The sequence below is a fragment of the Acidobacteriota bacterium genome, assembly GCA_030949985.1.
Classification (GTDB): Bacteria; Acidobacteriota; Polarisedimenticolia; order J045; family J045; genus JALTMS01.
Genome location: JAUZRX010000033.1, coordinates 39107 through 58496, shown reverse-complemented (window position 1 = coordinate 58496; position 19390 = coordinate 39107). Strand labels below are relative to the sequence as shown.

The 19390-nt window shown below is 67.8% G+C and carries 15 protein-coding genes; 5 read left to right on the top strand and 10 right to left on the bottom strand.

Annotation, left to right across the window (positions count from 1 at the left end):
• Positions 1-990: 990 nt before the first annotated feature.
• From Q9Q40_09635 to pepQ, 3 genes are all read right to left on the bottom strand, one after another.
• The gene (locus Q9Q40_09635; GenBank protein MDQ7007483.1) at positions 991-2577 is read right to left on the bottom strand and encodes an IS1634 family transposase; all 1587 of its coding nucleotides are present in this window, start codon (positions 2575-2577) and stop codon (positions 991-993) included.
• A gap of 75 nt (positions 2578-2652) precedes the next feature.
• Positions 2653-4350 carry a hypothetical protein gene (locus tag Q9Q40_09630; GenBank protein ID MDQ7007482.1) on the bottom strand — a complete coding sequence of 566 codons (1698 nt, stop codon included), beginning with the start codon at positions 4348-4350 and terminating at the stop codon, positions 2653-2655.
• Positions 4351-4550: 200 nt separating this feature from the next.
• Entirely contained in the window at positions 4551-5900 is a 1350-nt protein-coding gene (pepQ, locus tag Q9Q40_09625; protein ID MDQ7007481.1) for a Xaa-Pro dipeptidase, read from the bottom strand.
• 326 nt (positions 5901-6226) lie between these two features.
• Between pepQ and Q9Q40_09620 the strand changes: the two genes are divergently transcribed.
• Positions 6227-6943 carry a zinc metallopeptidase gene (locus Q9Q40_09620; protein ID MDQ7007480.1) on the top strand — a complete coding sequence of 239 codons (717 nt, stop codon included), beginning with the start codon at positions 6227-6229 and terminating at the stop codon, positions 6941-6943.
• Positions 6944-7167: 224 nt separating this feature from the next.
• Here Q9Q40_09620 and Q9Q40_09615 read toward each other — a convergent pair whose 3' ends face one another.
• From Q9Q40_09615 to Q9Q40_09600, 4 genes are read right to left on the bottom strand one after another with little or no spacing between them, the layout of a single operon-like run.
• Entirely contained in the window at positions 7168-7695 is a 528-nt protein-coding gene (locus tag Q9Q40_09615; protein MDQ7007479.1) for a hypothetical protein, read from the bottom strand.
• Between the two features lie 50 nt (positions 7696-7745).
• Positions 7746-9140, bottom strand: coding sequence for a cation:proton antiporter (locus Q9Q40_09610; GenBank protein MDQ7007478.1), 1395 nt, complete (start codon positions 9138-9140; stop codon positions 7746-7748).
• On the bottom strand, positions 9137-10396 hold the full coding sequence (locus Q9Q40_09605; protein ID MDQ7007477.1) for a cation:proton antiporter: 1260 nt from the start codon (positions 10394-10396) through the stop codon (positions 9137-9139). Before Q9Q40_09605 ends, Q9Q40_09610 begins: the two co-directional genes overlap by 4 nt.
• Before the next feature lie 13 nt (positions 10397-10409).
• Complete coding sequence (locus Q9Q40_09600; GenBank protein ID MDQ7007476.1) at positions 10410-10955, bottom strand: carboxypeptidase-like regulatory domain-containing protein; 546 nt, start codon at positions 10953-10955, stop codon at positions 10410-10412.
• A gap of 106 nt (positions 10956-11061) precedes the next feature.
• Here Q9Q40_09600 and mnmE point away from each other — a divergent pair, with 106 nt between their 5' ends.
• The gene (mnmE, locus tag Q9Q40_09595) at positions 11062-12438 is read left to right on the top strand and encodes a tRNA uridine-5-carboxymethylaminomethyl(34) synthesis GTPase MnmE (protein ID MDQ7007475.1); all 1377 of its coding nucleotides are present in this window, start codon (positions 11062-11064) and stop codon (positions 12436-12438) included.
• A 238-nt stretch (positions 12439-12676) separates the two neighbouring features.
• On the opposite strand, the gene Q9Q40_09590 is transcribed toward mnmE, so the two are convergent.
• Positions 12677-13363, bottom strand: a complete 687-nt coding sequence (locus Q9Q40_09590) for a class I SAM-dependent methyltransferase (protein MDQ7007474.1) — start codon at positions 13361-13363, stop codon at positions 12677-12679.
• Positions 13363-15189 carry a tRNA uridine-5-carboxymethylaminomethyl(34) synthesis enzyme MnmG gene (gene mnmG, locus Q9Q40_09585; protein MDQ7007473.1) on the bottom strand — a complete coding sequence of 609 codons (1827 nt, stop codon included), beginning with the start codon at positions 15187-15189 and terminating at the stop codon, positions 13363-13365. The genes Q9Q40_09590 and mnmG overlap by 1 nt, the downstream gene beginning before the upstream one ends.
• Positions 15190-15853: 664 nt before the next feature.
• Between mnmG and Q9Q40_09580 the strand changes: the two genes are divergently transcribed.
• The 3 genes from Q9Q40_09580 to Q9Q40_09570 are packed head-to-tail and all read left to right on the top strand — an operon-like array spanning position 15854 to position 17975.
• Positions 15854-16642 (top strand): ParA family protein, encoded by a 789-nt coding sequence (locus Q9Q40_09580; GenBank protein ID MDQ7007472.1) that lies wholly within the window; start codon positions 15854-15856, stop codon positions 16640-16642.
• Complete coding sequence (locus tag Q9Q40_09575; GenBank protein ID MDQ7007471.1) at positions 16608-17534, top strand: ParB/RepB/Spo0J family partition protein; 927 nt, start codon at positions 16608-16610, stop codon at positions 17532-17534. The genes Q9Q40_09580 and Q9Q40_09575 overlap by 35 nt, the downstream gene beginning before the upstream one ends.
• Positions 17535-17552: 18 nt before the next feature.
• Entirely contained in the window at positions 17553-17975 is a 423-nt protein-coding gene (locus tag Q9Q40_09570) for a polymer-forming cytoskeletal protein (protein ID MDQ7007470.1), read from the top strand.
• A gap of 51 nt (positions 17976-18026) precedes the next feature.
• Here Q9Q40_09570 and mutY read toward each other — a convergent pair whose 3' ends face one another.
• Positions 18027-19130 carry an A/G-specific adenine glycosylase gene (gene mutY, locus Q9Q40_09565; GenBank protein ID MDQ7007469.1) on the bottom strand — a complete coding sequence of 368 codons (1104 nt, stop codon included), beginning with the start codon at positions 19128-19130 and terminating at the stop codon, positions 18027-18029.
• Positions 19131-19390: the final 260 nt, after the last annotated feature.

The window sequence follows — 19390 nt, the reverse complement described above, 5'->3', positions numbered from 1 at the left end:
CGGGTGTTGCTGATGGCGCGGTGATCGACGGTCCCCCGGCCGCCATGCGGCGCCGGAGGTGGAGCGGCTGTAAGCGGTCGTCAGACGGGGTTCCCGCGAGACGAGCGGAGAGGGCCGCGGATCTTCGTCGGAACGCTCCTTCCCCGCCGCCCCCGGCGTCGACAGAGCCATGTCCGAGTGAGGTGGCAGGCGACGCGCCGGGGGCGTTCCGCGGGAAACATCGCCGGGCCCCGCAACCGTAGACCCGCGCCATAGGCCAGCTCCAGGTCCAGCTCCCAACCGTCACGATCGGCGACAACGCTCGGAGGCCTGAGGCCGACGAATCCGCTGGTGGAACCAGGCGCCAGCCGCTTGCACCGGCGATGCCGTCCGTCCGTCCCGATTCGCTCCTGCCGGCAGCACGCCCTGGCGCTCGGATTCGAAGCCTCGAATGTTCCTGGAACTTCTCGCCACTCTTCCTCGCTACGACGGACACGCCGGGAACGCTCTTCCGCCATCGTGGGCCTCCTCGTTTCAGCATCCGCAGGCGGATGAAGAGCCGGGGAGGAACGCCGATGGCCTACCGCTTACGGAACTGCTGAACTGCGGCTGCTGGAGGAGCGTTTCGGCTAAGATCCGCTCAGATCGAAGGTCACGGAGGTGAAAGGCTTGGTACCTTGTGTGTTGCCATGCGCAGCTTACCTCCTGTCGAGCTTGTCTCGGATTCGGTCCAGAATGCTTGGCCGCGCCTTCCTGCCGCCACATTGTTCGGCAAGCCTGTCAAGGAGAGCCGCCCGAAGTCCAAAGACGGAATTCTCCGACCAGCGTTCAGTCTCGTAAGTGAGGACCCAAGCCCTGCGAGTTTCGTGGTCGACATAAACGATAACGAGAGCGAAGTCGACCGCCGTAACGGTGTAGACGGATGTGACTGGTGCTTGCTTTAGTCCGAAGTTCCTCGGCTGAACGAGCAGAAAGCACCACCAATTCAACGGGTTAGGCAACCTCAGTCCATCACGGTACTGGGTACGGAGCCTCTGGCCGGCAGTTTTCCTCGAGCAAGTCGAACACCCGTTGCTGAAGAGGGTCGGGGCGAGTCGTCTGCTCGAAGGGAGCCGACCCCTTGATCTTGGGCCGGACGAGGTTCTTCGTCAGTGTACCGAGATGCGCCAAGAGTCCACGGAAGCTGTGGACCGCTTCGCCGCGGCTGTTCTTCTTCGAGGAAGCCTTGCTCAGCGCAGACGCCGAGCGCTGGGCGGGGGCCACAATCGACTTGTGACGTAGCTGGTCACCTTCCGGCTCCTCGTCAACGAAAAGGAGTGGGGCAAGGGCGCGGGTCATGTGCCACTCGACGTAGTAGGCCAGCATGCAAAGGAAGACGTGGGCACGCACACGGTCCTCGAGACGATGGTGAATCGGGCGCATCTTGAGATCGATCGTCTTCATCGTGCGAAAAGCACGCTCAGCATGTGACAAGCTCTTGTAGGCGCGCACCACAGTTGTTGTCCCCATCGCCTCGGCCGGCACACTGGTACGGATCATATAGACCCCGTCAAGAGCCTGTTCGCGGGCGATCTTCTCTTCGTCTCTTCGATAGGAGAACGAGTCTTCTTCGATCTCCAAAAGGAAGTGCTTGGCCATCTTGTAGCGGCCCAGCACGCGTCCGACCCGAAGCCCAATCTCGCTCTGACCCCTCAGGGGTTTTCGTGCGCGTCGTGTCGCGACCACAATCTTGTCCAGGTCGGATTCGGTGGCCTGCAACAGCTCTTCACGCTTGCGTTCACGCTCGTCGGCCAGCAAGGGATTGCGGCAGGCAATCAATCGCTCGCCTGGGTACTCTGGGCTTGTGACCTCGCCCAGATCGAATTCATCAAAGAGCGAGAGTTGCAGGCTTCCCTGCTGGACAAGGCGCTGAATCTGCTTGGCTCGCAAGGCAGTGATCCATGAAACGTCCTGTTGGTTTTCAAGATCCTCGCGGATGCGAGCGCTCGTGATCATTCCGCGATCTCCGACAAAGACAACACGCTTCAAACCAAAGCGCTCACGAACCTTGATCACTTGAGCGGAGAAGGTCGTCGGATCTGCTGTGTTGCCCTCAAACACCTCGACCGCCACAGGGCATCCGCGCGCATCGCAGATCAGGCCAATGGTGATCTGGGCCTTGCCCTTTTTCTTGTCGCGCGAATGCCCCAATTTCGCCAACGGACACGTGCGGCCTTCAAAGCAGGATGAGGTGAGATCGTACAAAGCCAGAGATCCCTCGCGGAGGTGGCGCCGAGCAAGCCGGGTCTCGATCGCGTCTTGACGGGGCAAGAGCCAGTCCATCGCCTTGTACAGGTCGTCCTCATTGACATCCTCGAGTTCCAGCTCATCGGCCAAGGTGCCGAAAGTGGCATGCTCGAGTCCATTCGCCGTCGCCAGTTTCGAAGCGGGTGCGACGATCCGGGCAACGATCAGCGCTACGATGAGGTCGCGCTGCCGTGACCGCCGAGAGTGGAGAATACGATCCAGGCCCAGGCGGCGGAGGGAGCCGAGCACAGCTCTCACGTGGCCATGAGGGAGGCTGCGCTCGATCTCGCATGCCTCCGAGAGATTCTCCACGGCCGTGGCTCCCCGCAAGACGGCGCGGAGCGCTTCCACGCGGTCGTAGGGCCAGGAACTCAGGTTTGCCAGCGCTCACGGCCCCTCGGGCGAGCTGGTTTCCGGGGTGGCGTCGGCCTCGGCGGAGGCGTTGTTTTCGGCCAGGGCCGCGATCACGTGGAGCGGCACGACCAGGCGGAAGTCCAGCCGCCCATGGTCGATCAGGACGCCGCCGAGGATGCGGCCGCTCGGTAGAGGGGGGAGTTTTACGGCCATCGCCGGCGGTGGTCCCTTCGACTCCGCCCGTTGGAGGTCGTCACTCAGGGCCCGCAGATCGACCCGGGCGAAGGAGCCGGGCCCTGTTTCGAGGGGGGCGAAGTCTGCCGGGACCACACCGGGGCCCTTCTGGGACTCGATGCGATCGGCCAGGGCTTTCAGGGCCTGGGCAGCGTCGTCGCCCAGGACGGTCAGCAACAGGTCGTCCAGCAGGCCCGCGGCCATGGGGACTTCCCCGCTGGGGGCCGTCCCCCCTTGCCGATCCGGCGCTCCCGGCCCCGCCAGGCTCAGGGGGAAGCTGTTTTGCCAGGCCTCGAGATGGCCGTGGGTGAAGCTTTCGGCGCTCGGGCCGAAGGCCCTGGCCAGGGCGGCGGGAAGATCCCGGCACTTTTCGCTGTCGAGCAGACCCTGGACCCCGGCGACTCGGGGCACGCGCGACCCATCGAGGTGTATGGAAGCCGCCCCGTCACCCCGGCTGCACTGGGTACCAAGCCTGGAGAAGGACTGGAAAAGCGCCATCGGTGAGGGTGCCGGGTTGTCGCCGTCAGCTTGTTGGGTCGGGCGCATCCGGCCCCGGGTCTGGGTTGCGGTCCACCGGATGAAGGCCGCCCGCGCCGCGTCGGTGAGGGTGACGCTGCTGACGATCACCACGGGTGCCGAGGGGTCCGCGAAACGGGCGATCTTGGGCCAGGTCGCCCGCTGGGCGGAGATGAAGGCCTCGAGGCTGCTGCCGGTTTTCGGTACGACCCAATGATGGAAAAGAACATCGTCGCCGTTCAGTTCGAGAGAAAGCTTGATCGTCGCCACGTTGGCCAGGGCGTCGCTGATCAGGCCGCCGTAAGTCGCAAGGGAGGGGATCGTCGCCTGGGTTCCGGCCGCGTCGTCACCCTGCGTTTCACGCCTGGACGGCTCCTCGGCCATCGCCTGAACCTGCATCAGCCCCATCTGGACCATGGGAGCGATGGGGGCGATCTGGATCGTCGCGGAGATGTTTCCCGGCGGCGACAGGCCGTCGTCGAGCAGATCCTCGACCCTGGCGTCTTCGGCGATCCGGCGGTTGAACGCAGCCATCAGGTAACCCTTGGCGGGCTGGACGTAGACGGTCTTCTCTTCGGTGACGGGCAATGCCGTGATCGCCCCCTGGGTCGTGGCGCCTTCGACCCCCTCGATCAGCTTCGCCAGGGCGAGATCCGCGTTTCGGACCGGCACCACGGCCACCACGCCCTGGTCTTGCAGCAGCATCCCCTCGATGGGCATCACGAAGACCAGGGGACGATCGAAGTCCACCTGGTCGAGGAGCACCGCGGGGGAGAGCTTGGCGAGGCTGTCCAGGACCTCGTCGCGGTCGAAGGGCCGGCCGAGGGCGCGGGCCGCCACTTCCAGGTCGTCGAGCATGGCTCCGAGGCCGGCGATCCGCACCGTGAGCAGGGCCTGGCCGGCCAGGGAGGGGCCGACAGCCAGGGTGAGGATCAGCAGGACCAGGAGCGGCATCGACAAGCGGCAGGAATCGGGGCGCATGGGACCTCCGGCAGGGCACGGCGCGGGTGGGAGCCCGGCCCACCTTCACCGAGCGTCAGACGGCTTCCTTCATCTTCCATGGAGGGGTCCATCTTCCATGGAGGGGTCCATCCTAACGCAGGGACCAGGCCGCGGAGGGCCCGTGACCGGTGGCCGCGCGGCGCGCCGTGGGGGTCGGGAAGACTTTTGTCCGCAGGTCGCTAGAGACCCCGAGGCCCCTGGATCAGGGGGCGGGTCAGGTCGCGGGCGCCCTCCGGGGTGCACAGCACGTCGTCTTCGATGCGCACGCCGCCATGGCCGGAGAGGCGCTCGACCAGCTTCCACTCGACTCTCTTGCCCTCGGGCCGCTCCCGCAGCTCGTCGAGGAGAACGTCGCAGAAGTAGATCCCGGGTTCGATGGTCACCACGTGGCCGGGCTCGAGGGTGCGGGTGTTGCGCAGGAAAGGGTGCTCGGCGGGGGGCGGAGCGGTGCCCCCGTCGGGGCCGGCCTGGTGTCCGCCCAGGTCGTGGACCTGCAGACCCAGGTGGTGCCCCACGCCGTGCGGCAGGAAGGCGCGGGTGATGCCCTGCTCCAGGGCCTGCTCGGCGCTGCAGCGAACGATGCCCGTCTCCGCCAGCAGCAAGGCCGTGCGGCGATGGGCTTCGAGGTGGATTTCGGCGTAGGGCCGACCAGGGGTGACCATGGCCACCAGGTCCCGCTGAAGAGCGTCCATGGCGGCGAGCAGAGAGCGGTAGAGATCGTCAGCCTCCGGTCGGGCCCAGGTGCGGGTGATGTCCGAAGCGTAGCCCTCGTGGGAGGCGCCGGCGTCGAGCATGAAGACCTTGCCGGGAGCTGATTCCAGGCCCCGCTTGTTCTGGTAATGGAGGATGGCGATTTTCTCGTCGATCGCGGTGATGGTCGCAAAGGGAAGTTCCGCCTCCAGTTGTCCGGCGGCTTCCAGGTAGGCCCAGTGGATTTCCTTCTCGCTGGCTCCCGACTCGAAGGCCTTGCGGGCGACCCGGTGGCCCTCGGCGGCTTTTTCCGCGGCCCGAAGGATCTGGGCCACCTCGTGGTCGGTCTTGGTTGCGCGGTGCCAGGCCAGGGGGGCCATCAGGGCTTCGGGTTCGACCAGGGTCGTGGGAATACCCAGCTCCTCCGCAGCTTCGGCGGAGTTGCCCACGTAGGCCAGCTTGCCGCTGCCTTGGAGATACTGCCGCGCGTCGGCGAGCCGACATACCTCGACCACTTCCACTGCCGCTTGCCAGTAGGAATCGGCCAGGGGCGTCACCTCGTACCAGAAATCCCGGGGGGCCACCCGGATCACCAGGGGCCGGTGGCCGGGGCGGGCCAGCACGCAGTGCTCGGGGCCGGCCAGGGGAACCCAGCGCAGGAAGTGCGGCGTGCCGCGGAAGGGGACCGGCTGATCGTCAGCGTGGTAGTAGGTCTCGCGGCCCGCGTGGAAGAGCACGCCATCGAGGGCCAGGCCTTTTTGGGAGGCGCGGGTCAGGGCGTCTTCGAGCATGCCTCCGAGCGCCTCGAGGTGGGCCCGGTAGAGTTTGGCGGAAGTCATGAATCGTCTCCGGGGTCCCGGCCCCGACTGGGGGCCGCGGGACCGGCTCGGCCCCGCTTTCGAGGGCCGGCCCCTGAGAATAGCAGGCTCCGGCGGGTGAGCCCCACGGCGATCGTGAGGGCGACCGGGATAACCGACTGGGCCTGCGGAGTTTCGATCGTTCCCGGGTGGGCGGACGACGGGGAGGGGCCGGCGCGGGGTGGCGGCCGCCTGGTGGCCAGGGCTTTTCGTAGGGAGGGGCGAGTCGTGTCATGCTGTTTGACCGGCGGACGTTTCGGTCTTAAGAACCAGTCGCGCCGCAGTCCGCGGCCCGGGAGATGATGGCGATGTACTTCTACTTCGATCCGCTCTACTGGCTGGTGATCGGCGCGGGATTGCTGCTGAGCCTGTGGGCCCAGGCCAAGGTGAAGGGGGCGTACCTGCGGTACAGCCGGCTTCCGGTGCGCAGCGGCATGAGCGGGGCCCAGGTAGCGGCCGCGATCCTGCGGGAAAATGGTATCGACGACGTGCGGATCGTGGCGATCCCCGGTCAGATGACCGACCACTACGATCCACGCAGCCGGACCCTGCGCCTGAGTGAGCCGGTCTACCGGGGCACCAACATGGCGGCCCTGGGCATCGCGGCCCACGAGGTGGGGCACGCGATTCAGCACGCCCACGACTATGCGCCGCTCAAGTTCCGGTCAGCCTGGGTGCCGGTGGCCAACCTGGGTGGCGGGTTGTCGATGGTGGTGCTTTTGCTGGCCTTCTTCATGGGGGGCGTGGCCACGGCCTTCGGCTCCACGATGGCTCTGCTGGGGGTGGGACTGTTCGCCACGACCACCCTGTTCACCCTGATCACCCTGCCGGTGGAGTTCGACGCCAGCCGGCGGGCCCTGCTGGCCCTGGAGAAGGGCGGCTACGTGGCGGCCGACGAGCTTGCCGGTGCGCGCAAGATGCTGTCGGCGGCGGCGATGACCTACGTGGCGGCGGCGGTTTCGTCCATTTTGACCCTGTTGTACTGGGCCATGCGCCTGGGTCTGCTCGGCGGTGGCCGGCGCTGAGGGGGGCGCCTTCCCCACCGTGGAGCGAAGCCTGTTCCTCCAGGCGTGGTGATCGGAGGGCGCATGTCTCCCCGGCGTGCGGCCGGGTTCCGCGAGCGGCGCCCAGATGTCGGCCTGGCGGAAGACGCGATGGGAGGGGGAGTGGGGCGGCGCGACCCCGCTCCGGGTGACCGGTGGTCGCCGGTGGAAAACCGTCGCGGGTCTGAAGATCGGGATGCCTGATGTCAACCGGTCACGGCGCGTCCCCAGTGAGCGCGAGTGGCGGATCCCGGTGAGCTGTCACCATCTCCGGCCCCCGGGCCGGGCAAGTCGGCCTCCATGGCCCCCCGACCCCCGCGGGAGTGGCAACTGGTCTTCTCGTGCTGACTCATCACTCCGAGTCGTGTGCTGGCCGAAACCTGCGCACTGGCGTGCACGGAGGTGGTGCAGGGCAGTCTCCGTTCCCGGACCTGGCGGATGCAATCGAGACGGCGGGGGCTGCCGACGGCGCACAGGCCCCGGCACCCGGCCGGAAGCTGGTCGATCTCATCGGGCCAGGGCACGGGAATGCCGTGCAAACGCAGGCTGCGACGACTGCGATCGAGGCTTTCGATGCAAGCCACGACGTGGTAGCGCGCATCTTCGCCGAAGCTGCTCGTGCCGACAATGGCCAGGGGTTGCCTGCCGGGATGGTTCAGCGTGGGGCCGATCACCTCGCGAGTTTTGGAAGGGAGAAGTGCGAAGGGAGAAGTGCGCTTGTGCTTCTGGCACAACGCCGTCTCCGGCAGGTGTCTGGGCCGTCTCGGGCAGGCGCCTGGCGGATTTATAGAATGTCGCTTTCTTCGGGTTCGAGGGGATGCTCGTGGCTCTCTCCGGCCCGCCGCAGTGAGCGGACGAGGAGTACGGGGCCGACGATCTGGTTGATGGCGATCGCGGCGATCAGGGGCGCGACCACCGTCGCTCCCCATTGCGGGAAGCGGCGCCCCAGCTCGGCGGCCAGGCCGAGGCTGACTCCCGCCTGGCTGATGGCGGTCCAGCCGGCCAGCGAGCGCCAAATCCGCGGATCACCGGCCGCGGCGCTGCCTCCCCAGGCGCCGACGAAGAGCCCCGCCATGCGCAGCAGCACGAGGGAGACGGCCAGCAGCCATGACGTGGTCAGGGCATCGAGATCGAGCCCGGCCCCCGTCAGGGCGAAGAACGCGACATAGATCGGCGGAGCGATGCGCTCGAGATTCTCGGTGAAGACGTGGCCCCGGCGGGAGAGGTTCTGAACGACGATGCCGGCGGTCAGGCCCATCAGCAGGGGTTCGAGGTGGAGGTGGGTATCGAAGTTGTCGGCGAGCCACAGCGAGGCCTCGCGGGAGAGCCGCGTGATCAGGTAGGCGATGCCGGCGAGAAGAATGGGCAGGTCGATGCGGAAGGTCCGCATCACCAGCAGAACCCCGCACCCCACCGCGCCGCCGAGGAGAATGGAAAGCAACAGGTCGGCGCTCAGGCTGGTGAGTACGGAAAGATCGAAACCCGCGCCCGGGGTGGTCAGCTTTTCGGCCACGGCGACGGCCACGGCGAAGATCAGCACCACCAGGGTGTCGAGGGTGATGGTGGTGGCCATCACGGTTTCGGTGAAGGGTCCCTTGGCCTCGGCCTCGTTGATCACCGCCACCGTGGCCGCCGGTGAGCGGGCCAGGCTGATGGCGGACAGCACGATCGCCAGCGCCGCCAGCTCCAGCCCCCCCATCTCGCCGGGGAGCCAGGGGGCGATCAGAAACAGGCCCCCGCCGACCACCAGGGGGGTGAGCAGGAGCTGTCCTCCGATCCAGCCGGCAATCGAGCGCCACAAGCGGCGCACCATCGGAAAGTGAAGTTCGCCACCGGCCACCAGGGCGATGAAGGTCAGGGCCAGGTCGTTGATCGGTTGGAGGGCAACGAGTTTTTCGGCGGATATCAACCCGGTCAGAGCCGGACCCGCCGCGAGGCCGGCGAGGATGTATCCGGTGAGCTTGGGCAGACGCAGCTTTTCCACCAGCAGTCCAGCGCACCATGCGGAGAGCAGGAGGAAGCCGAGGGCCAGGGGGGTCGTCCCCGCCTGGCCCGCGTTCTGGGGCAGCGAGCGAAGGTAGGCCATCAACAGGCCGATCATCAGCAGGACCGCCAGGGCCCAGGCCGTGGGGGCGACCCGGGCCTGTTCGTCACCCGGGGTGTTACCGGGACCCTTCATGGCGAGTTTTCCTGTTTGCCGGCGGCCGGGCCGGTCTCTTCTCCCGCGGCAGCCAGAACGCGGAGGGTAATCCATGGCGCCAGCATTTCCGTCAGGATCAACGAAAGCAGGATCGCCGTCACCACCACGGGGGTCAGGGCGCTCTGGCCCGCGTCCATGTAGTCCAAAGCCAGGGCCGCCGAGATGCCGCCCTGGGCGACGAGTCCGAAACCGAATCCGGCGGGCGGGTTGCGGGGCGCGTGGGTCGTTCGGGCGAGAAGCCAGCCGGCGGCTCCCTTGCCCAGCAGGCGCAGGGCGATCATGCCCAGGGAGAGCGCAACCAGGGCCAGGGACCCGAAGGGTCCGGCCTGGTCCAGCCGCCAACTGGCTCCCGCCAGCAGCAGCAGGAAGAGGGAGAGCGGCTGCTCCGTGTTCGCCACCAGGCGCCTGAGGCGATCGATGGGACCTGGAACGTTGGCCACCAGGATCCCGGCAAAGAGGCTGACCAGCAGCGGTGAGAGCTGGAGATAGCGTGCCGCACCGGCGAAGAAGAGAGTGGCGCCGAGTCCTCCTACGACCAGGCGGCCGGTCCCCCCCTTCCCCACCCTCGGGAGTATTTCGAGAAGGCCGCCGAAGACGACCCCCAGCAGCAGGGCGAGAAAAAACCACTGTAGGGGCACGGCGAGGTCGAGCCCGGGAATCACGCTGGCTTCCGGCCGCAGGCAGACGGCGATGCCGAAGATGGCCAGGGCCGGCAACTCTCCCATCTCCGCAAGATGGCGCAGCATCATCAGCAGGGGTGACGCGGCCCAGCGACGATCTTCGGAGAGCAGGTCGAGGGGAGCGACCGTCGAACAGGCGCCGGCGGCCGCCACGACCAGGGAGGCGACCAGGGACTCTCTTCCGGGACCATAGGCGGCATGGAAGAGAACCCCGGCGGGCACGCCCACTGCCACGGCTCCGCCGAGGGCCTGGACCAGGGGCGCCACGTTGTAGAACAGGGGGACCTGCCGCAGGATCCGCGCCTCGAGCTGGAGTCCGTAGTGCAGGCCGACGAAGCCCATGGCGATGGCCGCCAGGGGGCGGAGGGTGTCGAGAATCTGCTGATCGAGGAAATCGAGGCCCAGGGGCCCGAGAAGTACCCCCACCAGGAGAAACTCCGAGCCTGTCACGAAGAGCAGGCGGAGGCCCGCGGGCAGCCGCAAGCGCTCCGGCCGACGCCGGGCGCCGGCGATGACGATCAGCATCAGGCCTGCAAGAGCGAGGACCTTGGTCACTACGGGGTCGGGGCTAGGGAGCGCTGGGAGAGACCGGGCGCTCGGGAGCAGGGTCGCTGCTGTCCACGGCCTGGTAGACGGCGAAGGCACCGACGGCGACGACGCCGACCTTGGCTGCCAGGGGGAAGCCCTTCCACCACTGGACCAGGTGGCGTCCGGCCCCGCCGGCGGGAGCGGTGCTCGAAGAGGCCGCGCGTCCGGGGGGAGCGCTGGTGCCGGAGATGCGAATTTCGAGGCGCTCGACGGTTCCGGGTTTCAGGGTGATCTCTTCGGAAAGCACGGGGAACTCGGCTCCCTTCTCATCGAAGGCCACCAGGCGATAGCGGCCGGCCGGCAGGTCGCTGATGTTGAAATGGCCGTCGATGGTGGCGGGGGCGGAGAGAAAGAGGTCGCCTTCGGCGCTACGCAGGCCCACCTGGTAGGCCACCGCCGGCAAGCCCTCGGCATCGAGCAGGACGCCCCTGAGGGCGGCCGTCGCGGGCTGGGCGAAGAGGGGGGCGAAGATGCCCGCCACCAGGATGGTGACGAGGATCCAGGCGACGGGTGGGCGGGAAGGCATGGGCTGTCTCCAGAATCGGAGCCTAAGAGTACACGAATCTGTCCCGGATCCACCGGCCCGCTCCCCCGCGACTTTGCCGGCGATCCGTTGCGGGTATCCTGCCACCATGACGGCGAGAGAATCGAGGGGCGCTGAGCCCGGTGCCCGGGGACGCACCATCGTCGCGCGGGCAACCCCGCCGGGTCGCAGCGCCGTGGCCATCGTGCGGGTTTCCGGGCCGGCTACGAGCGCGGTGCTCGAGGCGGTGCTCGGGAGGCGGGCCTTGCGACGCCTGCGCCCTCGGAAGCCCCTGCTCCTGCCGGTGCGGGATCGTCTTGGCCGTGACGTCGATCGGGCCCTGGTCACCCTCTTCCGGGCGCCCGCGAGTTATACCGGCGAGGATCTGGCCGAAATCTCGCTGCATGGCGCGCCGGTGGTGGTGGAGGAGGTGCTGCGGGTTTGCCTCGAGGCGGGGGCCTGTCCCGCGGAGCGGGGGGAATTCACCTTGAAGGCCCTGCGGTCCGGCAAGATCGACCTGGCCCAGGCGGAGGCGGTGGCCGACCTGGTGGAGGCGGTCAGCGTCGAGCAGGCTCACGTAGCCAGCCGACAGCTCCAGGGAGAGGTTTCAGGGGCGCTTCTGCCGCTTGCCGAAGATGTGATGGATCTTGTGGCCGACGTGGAAGCGGGTCTCGATTTCGCCGAGGAGGAGGCTGCGCTCGCCGATCCCGTCGCTGGACTGGCGGGCCGGTGTCGAGGGTTGGCGACTCGACTCGAGCAGGTGGCCCGTCGCTCCGAATCGGCGCGGCGCATCCGGGAGGGTGCGCGGGTGGTCCTGGTGGGGCCGCCCAACGCGGGAAAATCTTCTCTGTTCAACAGGTTGCTGGGCGAGGAAAGAGTGCTCGTCACGTCGGAGCCGGGAACCACAAGGGATCTGATCGAGGAAGTCGTGGTCATCGAAGGGCTGCCGGTGGTGCTGGTGGACGCCGCCGGGATCGGCCCGAGCCACTCCCAGGCGGAGAAGGCCGGGATGGAGCGCGCCCTGGGGGCGGCGCGGGTCGCGGCCCTGGTGCTGCGGGTCTGCAATCCCGCGATTCGTGAGGCCTGCCAGCCGGCCCCGGCGCCGGAAGGCGTGCCCGCGCTGGTGGTCGCGACCCATGCGGACCGTCCCTGGAGCTTTCCGCCTTCCGAGCCCGCGCTGGCGATCAGTTCGCTCACCGGTGAGGGGATCGACGCCCTGCGGCGGGAGCTCGCCCGGCGCCTGCAAGCCCCGGGAGTGGGCAGCCCGGAGAGTGTGGCCCTGGCGACCGAGCGTCATCGTCGCCGCGCCGAAGCGGCCCGGCAGCGCCTGCTGGCGGCCGCGGCACTGCTCGACCCGCCGGCCTCTCCGGAATTGGCCGCCGCCGAACTTCGCGGGGCCCTCGGCGCCTTCGAGGAGATTCTGGGGGCCGTAGGGCCGGAAGAGCTGCTGGGGCGCATCTTTTCGCGCTTTTGCATCGGGAAATAGCGCCCGCAGGCGCCTCCACCCTTTCCCTGACCCCGGGTGGTCCCGCCTGACCCCTGTGCAGGGGCGTTTCGGCTATCCCCAGAAGCAGGGGCCGTTCCGCGGGGTCGCCAAAGTTTGACCGATAGTAAATTAAGCGGTTCCGGGGAGAATTTTCGCCATGTCTGCACGCTGACACTTCGCCTTTTATTCGTCATTCGCCTTGTGGGTGGGAAGTTTCCGGGATGCGAAAAACAGCCTCTCAGGGTGTCGTTGACCGGGAGCTTCCCCGGCCAAGGAGCAGCGCCCCCTCCCGGTGGGAGCGCAGCGGCAGGATGTGAGGGGTCCCTCCCGCGTCCTGGAGGAGAGCGCCGATGCGCCGGGCGTCCTGTGCGGCGAGCCAGGCGAGCAGGGTTGCGGAGGGTCGCGTCCCGAGGATTTCGACGGACCACTGGTCGGGTCGCGGAAAGGCCCGGAAGGAGAAGACGTCGGCGGTCGGGAGTTGCGCTGCCTGTTGGACCCGTTCCTGGCGGACCTCCACCCTGTCGGTCCAGCCGAGGCGCTGAATCGTAGACCGAAGAAAATCTGTTTTTCGGCCGACGGATTCGTAGAGGACTCCGCGCCAGGTGGGAAACCCGGCCAGGATCCCGAGCGCCGGATAGCCGTTTCCGCTGCCCAGATCCACGAGCAGGCCTCCCTCCCCTACCCCTGCCTCCCGCAGGGCCAGAACTCCCTCCCAGGATTCGACCAGGTGTCGTCGCACGCCGACACGGGGATCCCGGATGGCCGTCAGGTTGATCCTGGCGTTCCAGCGGTAAAGTTCGGCCAGGTGGCGTGTCAGGGCTTCGAGGGCGATGGGATCGGGCAGTGCCAGGCCGGTTTCCCGGAAGGCTCGACGAGCGAATGCGGCGATTTCTTCCCGGCTCGGGGGGGGATGTGGGGATCCCATCAGCTGGCGGCCTCCTCGGGTCGGCCCAGGGCCGACGCCAGCAGGGCGAGAGCGGCAGGCGTGACGCCGGGGATGCGGGCTGCCTGCCCCAGGCGGGCGGGACGGACTTCCTCCAGTCGCTGGCGGACCTCGTGGGAAAGACCGGGGACCTGCTGGAAGGCGAAGTCTCCTGGAATCCGCACCTTCTCGAGTCGTTCCAGGCGCTTGGCTTCGCGCCTTTCGATCTCCAGGTAACCCCGGTAACGCATCAGGGCCACCAGGGAGTGACGGTCGGCCCGGGGCCACTCCGCAAGGTGGGGCGCTTCCTGTTCGAGGACCGTGACGGGGTCCTCGCCCCGGCGAATGCGATGGCCGGGAGTGTTCTTCGAGGACGCATCCGGATCCAGGGTTTCGAGGGCCTGCCGGATTCGAGTCCAGCGGGTCGTCATCCGCTGTTGTCCGCTCGCGCTCACCAGACCCAACCGGTGGCCCAGGTCGCCCAAACGGCGATCCGCCGTGTCGGGAGCGAGCGAAAGCCTCATTTCGGCCCGGGAAGTGAACATGCGGTAGGGTTCGAGAACGCCGCGAACCGTCAGGTCGTCCACCATCACGCCGAGGTAGCTTTGCAGGCGGGAGGGGTGCCAGGGTTCGGCGCCTCGCGCGGCGAGCACGGCATTGGCCCCAGCCACCAGGCCCAGGGCGGCGGCCTCTTCGTATCCGGTCGTCCCGCAGATCTGGCCGGCCAGGAACAGTCCCGGCAAAGATCGGACTTCGAGGGAAGCCGAGAGCTGGGTCGGAGGCACGTAGTCGTACTCCACCGCGTAGCCGTAGCGGGCGATCTTCGCTTCTTCGAGTCCGGGAACCGAGTGGACGACCTGCTCCTGCACCTCTTCCGGGAGGCTGGTGGACATCCCGTTGACATAGATCCAGGGATGCCCGAGGCCCATGGGTTCGAGGTGAAGCAAGTGGTGCTCCCGGTCCGAGAACCTGACGACCTTGTCTTCGAAGGAGGGGCAATAGCGGGGGCCCTGGCTGCGGATCTTCCCCGTGTAGAGGGGAGACCGGTCCAGGTTGGCCCGGACCAGATCGTGGGTCCGCGGATTGGAATGGGCGATATGGGTGTGGACCTGTGGCAGGTCGGGGCGGAAGTCACGCCGTGCCAGGTTTTCGAAGGCCAGGGGCACGGGGTTTTCGTCTCCTGGCTGGACCTCGAGGGCGTGGTAGTCGATGGAGTCGGCCAGAATCCTCGGGGGTGTCCCCGTCTTGAAGCGTTCCAGCCGCAGGCCCGCCCGCCGCAAGGCGGCGCTCAGTCCGTTGGAGGCCGCCTCCCCTGCCCTCCCGCCTTCAACGACCTCGTCTCCCCGGAAGAGGCGGCCCCCGAGGAAGGTACCGGAGGTCAGGACCACCGCGGAAGCCGCGATGACCTCCCCCTCGCGGGTCACCACGCCGCAGACACGCCCGCCGCGGAGTTGCAGATCCATGGCCTCAGCCTGACGGATCGTGATGTCCGTCTCTTCGAGCCAGCTTCCGATGGCCCGGGGGTAGGCCTCCAGGTCTTGCTGGATGCGGGGGCCCTGGACGGCGGGGCCCCGACTGGCGTTGAGCACACGGAAGTGGATGCCGGCGGCGTCCGCGGCCCGGGCCATCAGGCCCCCGAGGGCGTCGATCTCCCGAACGAGGTGGGACTTGCCGATACCGCCGATGGCGGGGTTGCACGACAGGCGCGCCAGGGAATCCCGGTGCAGGGTCAGCAGAACCACCGGCATGCCCATGCGAAAGGCCGCGTGAGCTGCCTCCAGGCCGGCATGGCCGCCTCCAATGACGACGATAGGATCCGTAGCTCTCATGGGCGTGGGCGCACTCTTCTTCCCGGGTCCAAGTGAAGTGTTCATGGTACCTGCTGAGAGGGTTGTCCGCCCCGGTGAGCGGGCCGATGTTCCACGTGGAACATCGGTCGGGGCGGCGAGCCTTCGGTGCGGCGTGGGCAGATGGTTCCACGTGGAACATCGGCCCGGGACGGGGTCGCGCCGGGTACGGGAACGCATCGGAGCGAGCGGCGCGTTTTCACATGGCGGGACCCCTGGGATCCCTCCCGGCCCGGGCTTCGCCTGTTCGGGTTCAGCCGCTCCCGGGGTGAAAACGCCCGCGGGCCCCTGCGCTGTCCCCGGGGGCGCCTCTGCTCCTTCCGGGGGGGGGGGCTCCATGCCCCTCGCCATGGTGTCTTCCCGGGGATTCCGGCCTTCGTACGCCCCCCCTTCCCCGCCCCGGGGTCCTCGCTGGCCCTCTGCGTGGGTGCCCCGGCGTGGGATCGTCGGCCCTGTTCCACGTGGAACAATCGGGCCAGACTCACCGGGGATGTCTCTATGTTGTTGTTATGATTGGACTTGTCTTCCTGCTTGCCGTACGTCTGTCTTGTGTTTTCGGGGGCGAGGATAAAGATCCCAGCCGTCTTTCGGGGAGGCGGCGAGACCGCCGTGCTATCCTTCGGCGTTTTCTCAGGACGGGTTCACGATGCCGAAGGCGATTGCCGTTGCCAATCAGAAGGGGGGCGTGGGAAAGACCACTACGGCGGTCAATCTCGGCGCCGGCCTCGCCCTGGCGGGGCGCAAGACCCTGCTGGTGGATCTCGACCCCCAGGCCAACAGTACCCGCGCCCTGGGCTACGAGCGCGATCCTCAGCGCTACTCGATCTACGACTGCCTGATCGAGGGTACGCCGATCGATCAAACTCTTCTGACGACAGACCTGGAAAATCTTTTTCTCTGTCCCTCGGACAACGAGCTGACGGGCGCGGAGGTGGAACTGGCCGGTATGCCCCGCCGGGAATACCGCCTCAACGAGATCTTCTCCCGGATCCGTGGCGATTTCGATTTCCTGCTGATGGATTGCCCTCCCAGCCTCGGTTTTCTCACGGTCAACGCGCTGACAGCGGCGACTTCGGTGTTGATTCCGATCCAGTGTGAGTACCTGGCTCTCGAGGGCGTCACCCAGCTCATCGAGACCCTGCGCAGGGTCAAGCAGGCGCTGAATCCCCAGCTCAAGGTCGAAGGTGTCTTGCTCACCATGTACGACGACAGGACCAATCTCTCCCGGCAGGTGGCCGAAGAGGTCTACCAGTTCTTCAAGGGTTCGGTTTACAGCACGGTGATCCCCCGGAACATCCGCCTCGGTGAAGCGCCTTCGTTCGGGAAGCCCGTGTTTCTCTATGATTCCAGATCGAAGGGGGCAGCCGCCTATCTCGATCTTGCCAGGGAGGTTCTGAGCCGTGAAGGGTCAGCCGAAGCGCAGGGCGCTGGGTAAGGGTCTCGGTAGTCTGATTCCCGAGGCGCGGGGTGGAGATCCCCTCGGCGCTGTCGTCGGTTCCCGGGCCGCCGGCGGGGAAGGGGGGGTGACCGAACTGCCCCTGGACCGGATTCGCCCCAATCCCCACCAGCCCCGCCGCGAATTCGATGCCGAGGAACTCGATTCCCTGGCGGCTTCGATTCGGGCCAGCGGTATTCTGCAGCCCCTGCTGGTTTGTCCCGAGAAGGACGGTGGTTACACGCTGGTTGCCGGCGAGCGCCGCTTGCGTGCGGCGGCCCTGGCGGGCCTCGAAACCGTACCTGCCGTGATTCGGGATCTGCCCGACAGCCGCCTGCTCGAGTTCGCGCTGGTGGAGAACCTGCAACGGGACGACCTGGGGCCGATGGAGACCGCCCTGGCGTTTCGCGAACTGGTACGTGGCTTCGGTCTGACCCAGGCGGAAGTCGCTTCGCGGGTCGGCAAGCCGCGCAGCACGGTGGCCAACTATCTGCGGTTACTCGACCTGCCGCGGGAGGTGCAGGAGCTGCTCGAGCGGGGTGTGCTGACCATGGGGCATGGTCGCGCTCTGGCGGGTCTGCCCCGGCCCGAACAGCAGCAGCGCCTGGCCGAGCGGGCCGCCCGGCGGGGCTGGTCGGTGCGCGAGACCGAGCAGCAGGTTCAGCAACTCGTGGCCCCGGCGGGCGAGGGAGCGGTGAAGAAGGCGCGGCGCAAGGATCCCAACGTCGCGGCCGCCGAAGAGGATCTCAGCCGGGCTCTCGAGGCCCGGGTGCGCATCGTGCAGTCCGCCCGGGGTCGTGGCCGCCTCGAAATTCTCTTTGCCGACGGCGAAGATCTCGATCGTCTCTACCGCCTTCTTCTTTCGGCTTCCACTCACTCCCGTTCCGCCTGATCGATGCCCCGCTCCGGTGTGAAAGGAGAGGCGATCAACGCCTGGCTGGGCGAGGAAGTGCGCCTCGCCGGCGGGGTCTTGCGTTTCGCGGGTTGTTTGCGAGTCGACGGCCGGCTCAACGGCGTCACCCTCGAGGGAGGGGTGTTGGTGGTCGGTGAGGGCGCGTCCGTCAGTGGTCGCCTGGAAGTCGACGAGTTGATCGTCTTCGGCACCGTGGACGCGACGGCTCTCGTTCGCAAATCGGTGCGCATCGCCGCCGGCGGGCAGTTTCGCGGTGAAATGCAGTTGCAGCGCCCCGCGCTACAGGTGGAGGAGGGAGGGCGCTTTCAGGCCCGCGTCGGCACCGGGGCCGAAGCGTCGTCGCGGTCACCGGCGTCACTACCGGCCGCCGCCGAACCGGCGGGAGAGGTCCACCGTCCTGGGGGCGAGGCCGAGCCCTGAAGCGGTCGGGTGAGGGCTTCCCCTCCGGCTGTTTTCCTCCTTTTGAGCGTCTCAGCCCCGATGGACACGCTTCGCCCCGCGGTGGAAGGTGCCGAGAGCGCTGCCGGTGGCCCCTGTCAGCGCCAGGCGGCCTGCCTGGGCGGGGGGGAGCCAGCGCCAGCCCCGCCGGGAACGGGGCGCGGGCCCCGCCGGCCGTGCCCGGTGCAGGCGGAGTTGGATGCGATGCCGGGTGATGACGTGGCGGATCTCCGCCACCGGCCCCGTGATACCGGTCAGGGGGAAACCCACCGCGTCTTCCAGCCGGCGCCGGAGAGGTGCGGATATCCCTGGATGGGGAGCCTCCACTGGGATCCAGGGAAGTTCCCAGAGCCCCGCGTTGTGTTCGCCCGCGGGAACGCGGCGCAGCAGCAGCCGGCCCTGGAAGTCCTCGACGATCACGCCCAGCCGGCAGACCTCCACCATGGGCGAACGCGTCGGCGGGGGAGGGTAGGTTTCCGGATTCCCCCCCGCTCGCCCCGCGCAGCCGGGTGCCAGCGGGCAGGCGGAACAGCGGGGGCTGCGCGGGCGGCAGACCATGGCACCGACTTCCATCAGGGCCTGGTTGGAGTCTCCCGGCCGGGCGGGGTCCAGGATTTCCCGTGCCGCGGCCTCGATGCGTCGGCGCCCGGTTCCCCGTCGGGGGTCTTCCTCGAGGGCCAGGCAACGGCCGAGTACCCGGATCACGTTGCCGTCCACGACGGGTTCGCGAACATCGAAGCAAATCGACGCGATGGCTGCCGCCGTGTAGGTTCCGATGCCCGGTAAGGCGCGCAAGCCTTCGACCGTCCGGGGAAAGCGGCCTCCGTGGACGTCGACGATATGCCGGGCGGCGGCCCGCAGGAAGCGGGCCCGGCGGTAGTAGCCGAGTCCTGCCCAGAGGGTCAGCACCCGGTCCTCGGTGGCGGCGGCCAGGGCCTCGACGTCGGGAAGCCTCTCGATGAAGCGCTTCCAGTAGGGAATCACCGTCTCGACGGTGGTCTGCTGGAGCATGATTTCGGAGATCCAGACGGGGTAGGGGGAGCGGGTCTCCCGCCAGGGCAGGCGCCGGTGGTGTTGGTCGTACCAGGTGAGCAGGGTTCGACCCAGCGAGGCGATGGGCTGCGGCTTGCGGAACACCTGGGTTGTCTCCTCGCGATCTTCTGTGGCAGCTGGACTCCGGCCAGGCGTCATGGAACGGAAGCCCCGCCTTCCCGAGTCCTTCGGCCGCGACGCCCCACGAGCACGCCGGTCGTCCTTGGGATCCTCTCCCCTGCGTCTCCGGCATTTCCGCTCGAAGGTTCAGGCATCATGCGGGATAATGCCGCGAACCTCGATTCCATCCCACCCGAGGAGCCGGTCCATCTTGCCCATTTGTCTCGTGCTGTCCGGAGGCGTCG

Excerpts from the sequence above, each read along its gene's own strand:
- Q9Q40_09630 (MDQ7007482.1), bottom strand. The coding sequence starts at position 4,350 with ATGCGCCCCGATTCCTGCCGCTTGTCGATGCCGCTCCTGGTCCTGCTG.
- pepQ (MDQ7007481.1), bottom strand. The coding sequence starts at position 5,900 with ATGACTTCCGCCAAACTCTACCGGGCCCACCTCGAGGCGCTCGGAGGC.
- Q9Q40_09620 (MDQ7007480.1), top strand. The coding sequence starts at position 6,227 with ATGTACTTCTACTTCGATCCGCTCTACTGGCTGGTGATCGGCGCGGGA.
- Q9Q40_09610 (MDQ7007478.1), bottom strand. The coding sequence starts at position 9,140 with ATGAAGGGTCCCGGTAACACCCCGGGTGACGAACAGGCCCGGGTCGCC.
- Q9Q40_09600 (MDQ7007476.1), bottom strand. The coding sequence starts at position 10,955 with ATGCCTTCCCGCCCACCCGTCGCCTGGATCCTCGTCACCATCCTGGTG.
- mnmE (MDQ7007475.1), top strand. The coding sequence starts at position 11,062 with ATGACGGCGAGAGAATCGAGGGGCGCTGAGCCCGGTGCCCGGGGACGC.
- Q9Q40_09590 (MDQ7007474.1), bottom strand. The coding sequence starts at position 13,363 with ATGGGATCCCCACATCCCCCCCCGAGCCGGGAAGAAATCGCCGCATTC.
- mnmG (MDQ7007473.1), bottom strand. The coding sequence starts at position 15,189 with ATGAGAGCTACGGATCCTATCGTCGTCATTGGAGGCGGCCATGCCGGC.
- Q9Q40_09580 (MDQ7007472.1), top strand. The coding sequence starts at position 15,854 with ATGCCGAAGGCGATTGCCGTTGCCAATCAGAAGGGGGGCGTGGGAAAG.